Source organism: Burkholderia sp. BCC1972 (genome assembly GCF_905339605.1).
GTDB lineage: Bacteria > Pseudomonadota > Gammaproteobacteria > Burkholderiales > Burkholderiaceae > Burkholderia.
The window spans coordinates 1-246 of sequence record NZ_CAJPGH010000114.1 but is presented as its reverse complement, the minus strand read 5'-3'; the positions used below and the strand labels follow the sequence as shown (position 1 = coordinate 246).

Here is a 246-nt window from a genome sequence, read left to right as displayed (position 1 = left end):
CGCGAAGATCGGCGGCGACATCCACGTGCTGGTTGCTGGCCACAACGCGCAAGCGGCGGCAGACGCTGCAGCGAAGATCGCCGGCGTGTCGAAGGTGCTGCTGGCCGACGCGCCGCAACTGGCCGAAGGCCTGGCGGAAAACGTCGAGGCGACCGCGCTGAACATCGCGAAGGACTACTCGCACATCCTCGCGCCGGCGACGGCCTACGGCAAGAACATCGCGCCGCGCATCGCCGCGAAGCTGGA

Annotated in this window: 1 pseudogene; it reads left to right on the top strand. The window is 68.7% G+C overall.

Annotation, left to right across the window (positions count from 1 at the left end):
• Positions 1-246, top strand: a pseudogene (locus U5798_RS37050) (electron transfer flavoprotein subunit alpha/FixB family protein); the annotation flags it as partial.